Origin of the sequence: Bacillus sp. AFS088145 (assembly GCF_002564465.1) — a bacterium.
Lineage (GTDB): Bacteria > Bacillota > Bacilli > Bacillales > Bacillaceae_G > Gottfriedia.
This window is the reverse complement of record NZ_NUUX01000055.1, coordinates 18,450-28,880: the sequence shown is the minus strand read 5'-3', so window position 1 is coordinate 28,880 and position 10,431 is coordinate 18,450. Positions and strand designations below refer to the sequence as shown.

General features: G+C 32.6%; 10 protein-coding genes. 7 read left to right on the top strand and 3 right to left on the bottom strand.

All coding sequences use genetic code 11. From position 1 onward, the window contains the following. Positions 1-214 precede the first annotated feature (214 nt). Positions 215-997, bottom strand: a complete 783-nt coding sequence (locus COI44_RS23275) for a Cof-type HAD-IIB family hydrolase (protein WP_098430010.1) — start codon at positions 995-997, stop codon at positions 215-217. Between the two features lie 180 nt (positions 998-1,177). Here COI44_RS23275 and glcT point away from each other — a divergent pair, with 180 nt between their 5' ends. The 5 genes from glcT to COI44_RS23250 all read left to right on the top strand — a co-directional run bounded on the left by glcT (position 1,178) and on the right by COI44_RS23250 (position 6,937). After that, positions 1,178-2,029 (top strand): glucose PTS transporter transcription antiterminator GlcT, encoded by an 852-nt coding sequence (gene glcT, locus COI44_RS23270; RefSeq protein ID WP_098430014.1) that lies wholly within the window; start codon positions 1,178-1,180, stop codon positions 2,027-2,029. Between the two features lie 288 nt (positions 2,030-2,317). Further along, entirely contained in the window at positions 2,318-4,369 is a 2,052-nt protein-coding gene (gene ptsG, locus COI44_RS23265) for a glucose-specific PTS transporter subunit IIBC (RefSeq protein ID WP_098430009.1), read from the top strand. Positions 4,370-4,511: 142 nt separating this feature from the next. Further along, positions 4,512-4,775, top strand: a complete 264-nt coding sequence (locus tag COI44_RS23260; protein WP_098430008.1) for a phosphocarrier protein HPr — start codon at positions 4,512-4,514, stop codon at positions 4,773-4,775. Continuing rightward, the gene (gene ptsP / locus COI44_RS23255; protein WP_098430007.1) at positions 4,775-6,484 is read left to right on the top strand and encodes a phosphoenolpyruvate--protein phosphotransferase; all 1,710 of its coding nucleotides are present in this window, start codon (positions 4,775-4,777) and stop codon (positions 6,482-6,484) included. Before COI44_RS23260 ends, ptsP begins: the two co-directional genes overlap by 1 nt. Positions 6,485-6,637: 153 nt before the next feature. Beyond that, positions 6,638-6,937 (top strand): ArsR/SmtB family transcription factor, encoded by a 300-nt coding sequence (locus COI44_RS23250; RefSeq protein ID WP_098430006.1) that lies wholly within the window; start codon positions 6,638-6,640, stop codon positions 6,935-6,937. Positions 6,938-7,002: 65 nt separating this feature from the next. Here the strand turns inward: COI44_RS23250 and COI44_RS23245 are convergent, their stop codons facing one another. Beyond that, positions 7,003-7,617 (bottom strand): nitroreductase family protein, encoded by a 615-nt coding sequence (locus COI44_RS23245; RefSeq protein WP_098430005.1) that lies wholly within the window; start codon positions 7,615-7,617, stop codon positions 7,003-7,005. 231 nt (positions 7,618-7,848) lie between these two features. Between COI44_RS23245 and COI44_RS23240 the strand changes: the two genes are divergently transcribed. Together COI44_RS23240 and COI44_RS23235 are read left to right on the top strand one after the other, a co-directional pair. Next, positions 7,849-8,739: an NAD(P)-dependent oxidoreductase gene (locus COI44_RS23240; protein WP_098430013.1), complete on the top strand. Its 891-nt coding sequence runs from the start codon at positions 7,849-7,851 to the stop codon at positions 8,737-8,739. A gap of 22 nt (positions 8,740-8,761) precedes the next feature. After that, positions 8,762-9,211 carry an RDD family protein gene (locus COI44_RS23235; RefSeq protein WP_025568640.1) on the top strand — a complete coding sequence of 150 codons (450 nt, stop codon included), beginning with the start codon at positions 8,762-8,764 and terminating at the stop codon, positions 9,209-9,211. A 43-nt stretch (positions 9,212-9,254) separates the two neighbouring features. On the opposite strand, the gene COI44_RS23230 is transcribed toward COI44_RS23235, so the two are convergent. Next, positions 9,255-10,415 (bottom strand): aminotransferase A, encoded by a 1,161-nt coding sequence (locus tag COI44_RS23230; RefSeq protein ID WP_098430004.1) that lies wholly within the window; start codon positions 10,413-10,415, stop codon positions 9,255-9,257. Between the last annotated feature and the right edge of the window lie 16 nt (positions 10,416-10,431).

The following is a 10,431-nucleotide window of genomic DNA, read 5'->3' as shown; positions in this document are numbered from 1 at the left end:
GTTTTTTAGTCTACATGCATATCTGCAATTAAATTCAGGCAATCTGCAAATAAAGGGCACCATACAAGAAGAAATAGAGGTTCATAAGTAAGTAAAAAAGAGAATCTGAAACATTCATACGCAAAAGAGGTTCGTGTGTAAAAAAAAGAAAATTATGACTTCCATACATTATATTTCAATAGAAAAAGGGTGCTCCAATAAGCACCCTTTCCTCTTACTTAATTTGTAAAACAATTTTAACTGCTTCGGCTACTGAAGGAACGTTATACGAAGCATATTTCTTAACTTCATCGTCAGCATTTTCCATTGCAAAGCTATTAGGAGTCAGTTCAAACATTGAGATATCATTATATGCATCACCGATACAAGCAATTTCATCAGGGGTAATTCCTAATTTTTCGATTAGTATTTGAATTGCTGAACCCTTACTTACATTAACTGGAACGATATCTAAACAATTTTTAGCAGAAATAAAAGAAGTTACAAATTCAGGCAGTTCTTTTTGTAATTCTTTTTGTAACTCAAGTAAGTCTTCATCTTCACCTAAAACTACATATTTTTTTGGGGTAATTGATTTACCTAAATCGGTTTTTAGAGTTTTTAATTCAACTGCATTCATGCTAGAGTTCTTTTCAATTTCTCTAACTAAATCCGTTTTCTCTTCGATATAGTATGTTGAATGATCAGCTACATAGATTAAAAATTTATCATTTGAAATCATTTCGTAAACTTTATCAATTACATTTGGATGGAATGTTGCATCTAACAATGCTTCGCCATCATTTGAATAAATATAAGTTCCATTCATACTAATCCGGTGAAAATTACCTTCTAAGCTTTCCATAATTTTTACGATTTCATAATCTAAACGTCCGGAAGCAAAACATAATAAAACACCACGATCTAAAAGGGTTTTTAATGCTTTTACGTCATGTTCAAATAGTTGACCTTGGTGAAACATCGTCCCATCCAGGTCACTAACAAATAACTTAATCATTTTTCTTAACACCTACTCAATTTATATTTATACTTCTATATTCTATCCTACTATAATAGATTATCAAAAAAATATGATTAATTTATGAATCTTAAACTGTGTTTTAACTTTTTCAGAAAAATTATGTTATGATATAAAAGCGATTTTTTAAACTTGGGGGTGATAAAAAAAATGTCCGAGATGTCAGTATGTTATACAATCAAAAAAGTTCTTAATAATAATGTTTTAATTGCGAAAAATCCCGATCATACCGAAGTAGTTTTGCTAGGTAAAGGCATCGGTTTTAATAAAACTAGAGGAGATTTAATTTCCGAAGGTGTAGTAGAAAAAATGTTTATTTTAAAAGATGAACAAAAACAAAAACAATATAAATCATTAATCAACTTTATGGATGAAAAATTAATGGGTACGCTGCAGCAGGCGATTTATTTAATTTCTGAAAGAACAGGATGTACTTTAAATGAGCAAATTCATATTGGGTTAACAGACCACTTAATATTTGCGATTAAACGTATTAGAGAAGGCTATAATGTTGATAATCCTTTCTTACAAGAAACGAAAGCAATGTATCCGGAGTATTTTAAAATTGCACAAGAAGTTATTGATTTGATAAATAAAGAAATAGATATAAATTTACCGATCGAAGAAGTGGGGTTCGTAACTCTTCATATTGTTAGTAATTTATCGATGGAAGTTGTATCGGATGTAAATAAGTTCTCCCAGATCATTAAAGATTTAGTCATCTATATAGAAGAATATTTACAAATTGAAATTGATAAAGAAAGTATTCATTATTCAAGATTAGTTCGTCATTTACGGTTTTTAATTGACCGTATATTTCATGGTAGTTCATCTGAAGAGTCACCAGCTTTGGGCATAATCTTAAAAAAAGAATACCCTGTATGTTATGATTTAGCATGGAAAATTTTAAAGTCAATCCAAGCTTCATTAAATAAAAAAGCTAGTGAAGCTGAAGTAATATACTTAACCTTACATTTAGAACGACTTGTTCAGAGTAAGATTAATAAATAATTTAAGAAGCCTAAATAGAGATTTGGCGATTTTTTAACATAGTAAATAAATAATTTTAAAAAATAGGTAATTTGTCTTGAAATATTTAAATTCTATAGATATAATGAAAGCGAAATCATTTAAAAACATAATTGAATATTGTACACATTATACGTGTTACTGATTCGATCAGGCATGAGTTGAAAAAATGTGAATTATTATACTTGGGTAGGGGAAACTATATCCAGGATTCAATAATCTCATTTTTTCTGCTCATGCCTTTTTTGTTTAGATAAAAGGAGGAAGACAATGTTTAAGAAAATCTTTGGAGTTTTACAAAAAGTTGGTAAAGCGCTTATGCTTCCAGTTGCAATTTTACCAGCTGCTGGATTGTTACTTGCATTCGGTAATGCATTTCAAAATCCACAAACATTAAAGTACTTACCGTTTCTTGACGCGCACTGGTTCCAATTAGTCGCAAAAGTTATGGAACAATCAGGTGACATCATTTTTAGTAATCTGTCATTATTATTTGCAGTAGGTGTTGCCGTTGGTTTAGCAGGAGGAGAAGGTGTTGCAGGCTTAGCAGCGATCGTTGGATTCCTGATTATGAATAAAACAATGAGTGTGTTCAAAGATGTTGGACAATATGTTGTTTTAGATAAAACATTAAATATTGCTAAATTTGATGATCCATCATTTGCGTATGTATTAGGAATTCCTACATTACAAACAGGTGTTTTTGGTGGGATTATCGTAGGTATTTTAGCTGCATGGGCTTACAATAAATATTATGAAATTGATTTGCCATCATACTTAGGTTTCTTTGCAGGTAAGCGATTTGTACCAATTGCTACAGCAGCGTTTTCAGTATTACTTGGTATTTTAATGTGCTTTATTTGGCCGCCAATTCAGCACGGTTTAAACACATTTTCACATAATATGATTGATGCGAACTTAACATTGTCAGCATTCATCTTTGGTGTTATTGAGCGTTCATTAATTCCATTTGGTTTACATCATATTTTCTATGCACCTTTCTGGTTTGAGTTTGGTTCATATACTGATAAAACGGGTATGGTTGTACACGGAGATCAAAAAATCTTCTTTGCTCAATTAAAAGACGGAGTAAAATTAACTGCTGGTACATTCATGGTAGGTAAATTCCCATTCATGATGTTTGGTTTACCAGCTGCTGCATTAGCTATGTATCATGAAGCAAAACCTGAAAATAAAAAAATCGCTGGTGGTATTTTAGCATCAGCAGCTTTAACTTCATTCTTAACTGGTATTACAGAGCCAATTGAATTCTCATTCTTATTTGTTGCTCCAGTACTATTTGGAATTCATGCAATCTTTGCTGGTTTATCATTTATGATCATGCAATTATTAAATGTTAAAATTGGTATGACTTTCTCAGGCGGTCTAATCGACTACTTATTATTCGGGGTTCTACCGAATAGAACTGGCTGGTGGTGGGTAATCATCGTCGGTTTAGTATTAGCAGTCATATACTACTTCGGTTTCCGATTTGCAATTAGAAAATGGGATTTAAAAACTCCAGGACGTGAAGATACAATTGCTGAAGATACTAAAAGCAATACTCCAGCTAATGAATTACCATATGAAATTTTACAAGCTTTAGGTGGAAAAAGTAATATTTCTTCATTAGATGCATGTATCACACGATTACGAGTACAAGTGAATTCAAAAGATGAAGTAAATAAAGATCGTTTAAAAGCATTAGGTGCCGCTGGAGTTCTTGAAGTTGGAAATAATATTCAAGCAATTTTTGGACCTAAATCAGATACATTAAAATCACAAATTAAAGACATTATGACTGGAAAAACTCCAGTTGTTAGTCAAGAAGCACATAAAGAAACAGCTTCGGCAGTAGATACTACTATTGAAGAAGCGATTATTAATCCAATTGAAGGGGAAATAATCTCAATTACAGAAGTACCAGATCAGGTATTTTCTGGAAAAATGATGGGTGATGGATTTGCGATTATTCCTTCAGAAGGTACAGTTGTATCTCCAGTAGATGGCGAAATCGTAAATGTATTCCCAACTAAACATGCGATTGGTATTTTATCAAATGGTGGAAAAGAAATTTTAATCCATATTGGTATTGATACTGTAAAACTAAATGGTGAAGGCTTTGAAGTACTGGTATCACAAGGTGAGAAAGTAACAAAAGGTCAACAATTAGTTAAAATTGATTTACACTTTATTCGTGAAAATGCACCTTCTACAATTACACCTGTTGTATTTACAAACTTAGCTGAAGGACAACAAGTTGTAATTGAAAAACCAGGTAAGCAATCAAAAGGTGAAGTAGGCATCATTAAGATTAAATAAATCTAATTAAATAGACGAAAAATGTTTGATTTTATAAGGGGTAGTATAGTTGACACTATGCACCCCTTTTAATAGAATATTTATAGTAGGCCAAACGTCTATACCAAAAATGTAGATTTAATCACAAAGGAGATAAATTATTATGGAAAAAACTTTTAAAGTAACAGCTGATTCTGGAATCCACGCTCGTCCAGCAACATTATTAGTAAATGTAGCAGGTAAATTTAATTCTGATATCAATCTTGAGTATAATGGTAAAACAGTTAACTTAAAATCAATCATGGGTGTAATGTCTTTAGGAATTCAACAAGGAACTGAGATCAAAATTAGCGCTAACGGTGAAGATGCAGAACAAGCTATCGCTGCAATCGATGAAACAATGAAAAAAGAAGGTTTAGGCGAATAATGTCTTTACATATTAAAGGTATTGCCGCTTCTAGTGGAATTGCAATTGCAAAAGCATTTCGCTTAGAAAATCCTGAATTAAACATTGTTAAAAAACAAATTTCAGATATTGATGCTGAAATTGCTAAACTTGACAATGCAATTCAAGTTTCTAACACTGAATTAGAAAAAATTCGTGATCACGCGAATGCTGAACTTGGTGAAGACAAAGCTGCAATCTTTTCTGCACACATCTTAGTTTTAAATGATCCAGAGCTAGTTAACCCAGTTAAAGATAAAATTAAGTCTGAAAGTGTCAACGCTGATTTTGCTATGAATGAAGTTGCTTCAATGTTCGTTCAAATGTTTGAAAGCATGGATAATGAATATATGAAGGAACGTGCTGCAGATATCCGCGATGTTACGAAACGTGTAATGGCGCATCTTTTAGGCGTTACCATTTCTAACCCTGCAAATATTACTGAAGAAGTCATTATTATTGCAGAAGATTTAACACCATCTGATACAGCACAATTAAACCGTAAATATGCTTTAGGTTTTACAACTGATATTGGTGGTCGTACATCTCACTCAGCGATTATGGCTCGTTCTCTTGAAATTCCTGCTGTTGTAGGGACAAAAGAAGTAACAAGTAAAATCGAAAATGGCGTAATGGTCATTGTTGATGGATTAGATGGTCATGTAATTGTAGATCCTTCTAATGAAGAATTAGAAGAGTACAAAGCTAAAAAAGAAAAATTCGAGCTTCAAAAAGTTGAATGGGCTAAGTTGAAAAATGAGCCAACTGTAACAAAAGATGGACATCATGTTGAGTTAGTAGCTAACATTGGTACACCAAATGATGTAGAAGGCGTTATTAATAATGGTGGTGAAGGTGTTGGCCTTTACCGTACTGAGTTCCTATATATGGGACGCGATAACTTCCCATCAGAAGAAGAGCAGTTTGAATCATACAAATCAGTTCTTGAAAGTATGGGTGATAAACCGGTAGTAGTAAGAACACTAGATATCGGTGGAGATAAAGAATTATCTTATTTACACTTACCAAAAGAAATGAACCCATTCTTAGGATACAGAGCGATTCGTTTATGTTTAGATCAGAAGGAAATATTCCGTACACAATTACGTGCATTACTTCGTGCTAGTGTATATGGTAATTTAAAAATTATGTTCCCTATGATTGCAACTTTAGATGAGTTTAGAGCTGCAAAGGCTGTTTTATTAGAAGAAAAAGAACAGTTATTAAAAGAAAATGTTCAAGTCTCAGACAATATCGAAATTGGTATGATGGTAGAAATCCCTGCTTCTGCTGTTCTAGCAGATGTATTCGCTAAGGAAGTTGATTTCTTTAGTATCGGGACAAACGATTTAATCCAATATACAATGGCTGCAGATCGAATGAATGAACAGGTTTCATATTTATACCAACCATATAACCCATCTATTTTAAGATTAGTTAAAATGGTAATCGATGCTGCAAACAAAGAAGGTAAATGGGCTGGAATGTGTGGAGAGATGGCTGGAGATGCATTAGCTATTCCTTTACTTGTTGGATTAGGCTTACATGAATTCTCTATGAGTGCTACTTCAATCTTACCTGCTCGTAGTCAAATGGCTAAACTTTCTAAAGCTGAAATGGAGATATTAGCTGAAAAAGCTTTATCTATGTCTACTGCTGAAGAAGTTGTTAACTTAGTAAATAGCATCTAATTTAAAACAACAGGGGAACCTGTTGTTTTATTTTTAAGATTAAACCGATTAAAAAAATTCCTACTGTTGACAAATTCGCTTCTTTAATTTAGTGTATGTTTAAATTATTAAACGAATAAGATTATTTTTGGATAATAAAAGTAGGTGGCAGATTTGAGTAAAGAGGCAATAGAAGTATTTAGAGAATGTATTCCCTTATTCCAAGCGTTAAGCGATCCTTATAGACAGGATATCATTTTAATGTTATCAGAAGGTGAAGCGCTAACTGTTAATGAAATTACGGAAAAAACTTTATTATCTAGGCCGGCTATATCACATCATTTAAAAATATTGCGTGATAATCAATTAGTACAAATTGAGCAAAAAGGCACCCATAGATATTATTCATTAGCAATTGATTCTTCTCTAGAATTACTTAAGAAATTAATCATTACTGTTGAACAACATTGTTAATGAATCGTAATGACATAAAAGGGACTCCGACTTTTGTCAGAATCCCTTTTACTTTTCATTTATGATTAAATCCAAATAGACATTTCTTTTGCAGAAAAACGTGTTGTATGATGTCCTGGTACTTTTTCTTTACCAATGGCAATCAGCATCGTTGGAATATAGCGATCATCAGTTAAGAAAGTTTCTTTAAACGCTTGTTCGTTAAATCCTCCGATTGCACAAGTGTTCCAACCTTTTGCAGAAGCAGCCATTATTAATTGCATGCCAGCTAGAGAAGAATTCAAGATACCTTGTTCACGATTACGTTGCTCGGTTGCATAAGCACCTTCAACGTTGGCTTTTAATTTGTCTTTTGCTTCTTGGGTCATAAAACCAGCTTCCACTGCAGGTCCGAAAACTAAGTCAACATTTTTTGCTGATTGTGTATCGGCTAATACAGCAATCACACATGAAGCATCTTTAATTTGAGCTTGGTTATAAGCAACAGGTAATAATTTACCTTGCGCGTTTTCACCATGGAATACAACGAATTTCCAATGTTGTAAATTCCAAGCAGATGGTGCAGTCATTGCAGCATCAAGAAGTTCAGTAATTTCGCTGCTACTGATTTCAGTAGAAGAATCGAATACTCGAGTAGAGTTTCGTTCTTTAATCATTTCAAAAAATTGTTCATTTTTCATAAGAAAATACCTCCAAAAATTAGGTGCATTAAATACATTTTTATGTACTTTTTTAATATAGATAGTTCCATTATTAGAGTCAACAAATTAGTGTTGAAATAACCTAAATTTAATTTGAAATAAGGTTAAGTTCGCTTATTTTTTTATAAGAATAGCTCAGGCTTTTTTATTAATATTTTTTATGTTAGTTTAGATATGGATATAAAAAGAGGAGTGTGTAATATGGAAGCAATTAATTTAAAAGATTTACAAGTTGGATTTATCGGAATTGGCGTTATGGGTAAAAGTATGGCAAAGCATTTAATCAATGCAGGTGCAAAATTACATATTTATAACCGTACAAAAGAAAAAGCAAATGAGTTAATTGATTTAGGTTCTACTTGGTATGATACACCTAAAGAATTAGCACCAAATTGTCAGGTTATTTGTACGATGGTCGGCTATCCAAGTGACTTAGAGGAAGTATACTTTGGTGATAATGGGATCATCCAATCGGCTTCAAAAGGGACAACATTTATCGATTTTACAACTTCGACACCAACTTTAGCTAAAAAAATTGATGAGTTAACAAAATCAGTAGGTATGTCATCATTAGATGCACCTGTGTCAGGTGGAGATTTAGGGGCAAGAGAAGCTAGATTAGCAATTATGGTTGGTGGAGAAGTAGAAACTTTTCATAAAATGTCCACATTATTTGATGTTTTAGGAAAAAATATTGCGTATCATGGAAATGCTGGTAGTGGACAACATGTAAAAATGTGTAATCAGATTGCAATAGCATCTGGTATGTTAGGAGTTTGTGAAGCTCTTGCATATGCTTCTGCAGCAGGATTAGATGGTGAAAAAGTATTAGGAAGTATTTCTACTGGTGCAGCAGGTAGTTGGTCATTATCCAATTTAGCACCTCGTGTTTTAAAGAGCGATTTCGAGCCGGGATTCTATATTAAACATTTTATAAAAGATATGGGAATCGCAATTGAAGAAGCTGGGAAGATGGAATTAAATCTACCAGGACTTTTACTTGCAAAAAAATGCTACGATGAACTGTCTAAAAATGGTTTAGATGAAAAAGGAACGCAAGCACTTTATACTTTATACGATCCGTCTCACCACATTCAATAATTTAATGAATAGAGGTTAACAAGTGCAAAATTTTCAACTTGCAAAGTTTTATCAACGATTAAGTGCGTTTTTATTCGATACGTTTATCGTTTCAGTAGCTTATGGGATCATTATCGCTATTATTACGATGAATCCTGAGAAGATATTAAGTCGTTTTAATTCTACATCAGGAAATTCAACGGTCGATTTAATCGTTATTTCAATTATTATGATCATATTATTTGTAGTTGTTCCACAATTTAATAAAGGGATGACATTTGGTCAAAGATTTTTAGCTATTAAAATGATAAAAGATAACTATGAAGAAACGACAATGATACTATTTTTCATACGTTTTATCTTTATAGCAGGAATTTCAGTTCTATTTTTAGGTGTACCATTAATCGTTAATGTTTATTTAATGTTATTTCGAAAAGACCATAAAACAATTCAAGACTTGTTATTTAAAACAAGAGTAATACAAGCTAGATAAAAAAGCAGGGGAGGTTCAATAAATCCACCCCTGCTTTTTTAATTTAATTTCTAAGACTAGTTACAAACTCTTCTAATCGATCACATGCAATTTCCAGTTCTTTCATTGAATAAGCATATGACAATCGAATATAGGAATCTCCATATTCAGAAAAAGCTTCTCCTGGAATAACCGCAAGATGATGTTTTTCTACTAGATTTAGTGCGAACTCCATGGAAGGCATATTGAATTCTTTAATTGATGGGAATAAATAAAATGCACCTTCTGGCTTAATACAAGGTAGACCCATCTTTTCTAATCGGTCAATCATATAATTACGTCTTATTTTATATTCCTTTGCCATTTCTATTGGAGAATCAATGCAATCAGTTAATGCTGTAATTGCTGCATATTGAGATATTGATGTAGCACATGATACGTTATACTGATGCACTTTTAAGATTTCCTGAGCTAAATAAGCAGGCGCATAGATAAAACCAATTCTCCAACCGGTCATAGAATGTGATTTGCTAAGACCGTTTATGACAATTGTCTTTTCTCTCATTCCAGGGTAACTAGCAATAGAAGTATGAGTCGTATCATATGTCAGCTCACTATATATTTCATCTGATAAAATGAATACGTCTTTCTGAGATAAGTAGTTAGCTAAATTCTCAAGTTCCTCTTTCGTTAATGTGACGCCTGTTGGGTTATTTGGATAAGGTAAAACAATACAACGTGTTTTTTCAGTGATGTGTTCTCCCAATAATTCAGGTGTAATTTTAAAACCACTATTAGATGTATCTACAAAAACTGGTTTTGCACCACATGTTAGAATAATTGGTGCATAGCCAGGGTAGATTGGTGCAGGAAGAATAACCTCACATTCATCGTTAAGGATTGTTCTGAATGTAACATCGAGTGCTTGACTAGCCCCTACTGTAACGATTACTTCGTTCGTTGGATCATATGATAAAGAATATTTTTTCTTTAAAAAGTTAGAAGCAGCATTTCTAAGTGCAGGCAGGCCTGCATTTGGAGTATAGACTGTTTGATTTTGATTAATTGCATGTATAGCAGCTTCTTTAATAGGTGTTGGAGTTGGAAAATCAGGTTGACCCAATGTTAATGCAATGACATTGTCATATTTTTCAATTTTTTGGGCAAATTTTCTAATACCGGAGATTTGAATTTCTTTTACACTTTCGTTTATATATCTGTTCATTTTAAATCCCTCTACT

Excerpts from the sequence above, each read along its gene's own strand:
- COI44_RS23275 (WP_098430010.1), bottom strand. The coding sequence starts at position 997 with ATGATTAAGTTATTTGTTAGTGACCTGGATGGGACGATGTTTCACCAA.
- glcT (WP_098430014.1), top strand. The coding sequence starts at position 1,178 with ATGTCAGTATGTTATACAATCAAAAAAGTTCTTAATAATAATGTTTTA.
- ptsG (WP_098430009.1), top strand. The coding sequence starts at position 2,318 with ATGTTTAAGAAAATCTTTGGAGTTTTACAAAAAGTTGGTAAAGCGCTT.
- COI44_RS23260 (WP_098430008.1), top strand. The coding sequence starts at position 4,512 with ATGGAAAAAACTTTTAAAGTAACAGCTGATTCTGGAATCCACGCTCGT.
- ptsP (WP_098430007.1), top strand. The coding sequence starts at position 4,775 with ATGTCTTTACATATTAAAGGTATTGCCGCTTCTAGTGGAATTGCAATT.
- COI44_RS23245 (WP_098430005.1), bottom strand. The coding sequence starts at position 7,617 with ATGAAAAATGAACAATTTTTTGAAATGATTAAAGAACGAAACTCTACT.
- COI44_RS23230 (WP_098430004.1), bottom strand. The coding sequence starts at position 10,415 with ATGAACAGATATATAAACGAAAGTGTAAAAGAAATTCAAATCTCCGGT.